A 458-nucleotide genomic window follows, 5' to 3' on the forward strand; every position below is an offset into this window, starting at 1 on the left:
AAGGGAATGTTTTACAGTTATTTTTTCAATCTATTTTTGGGGATGTTATTAATTATGAAAAAAATTTTATTTATCAAATAATGATAAATCGATGTTGTTTACGATAGCTTACATGCTAGAAATAATTATCTGTAATGATAATTAAGAAAAATACATAGCACTGAGTCCAAGGAAACTAACTCTACTAGCAAATGTTACTCACTTGCTAATTTTACATGGTTATTAAGTTGGGATGGCTTAATAACTCATACTTTTAGTACTATACGAAGATAACAAATTTACAATGAAAGTAATTAATTATTCATCTTATTTTTTAGTGAATTTGTTCACTGTGTCGATAATCCATTTTACTAAGTCACCGATTGTTGAAATGATATCTTGTGCCATTGAAATCACTCCTTCCTTAATTAAGATAAAAATTCTTAAAATTAAACAACTCATCAACTATTTTCCATCAC

Annotated in this window: 1 protein-coding gene; it reads right to left on the reverse strand. The window is 26.4% G+C overall.

Going from position 1 to position 458, the window contains the following annotated elements; all coding sequences use genetic code 11:
* Positions 1 to 306: 306 nt before the first annotated feature.
* Positions 307 to 387, reverse strand: coding sequence for a delta-hemolysin (gene hld / locus ACK3SC_RS19035; RefSeq protein WP_000046022.1), 81 nt, complete (start codon positions 385 to 387; stop codon positions 307 to 309).
* Between the last annotated feature and the right edge of the window lie 71 nt (positions 388 to 458).

Origin of the sequence: Haloferax sp. DFSO52, from assembly GCF_048158745.1 — an archaeon.
Classification (GTDB): Archaea; Halobacteriota; Halobacteria; order Halobacteriales; family Haloferacaceae; genus Haloferax.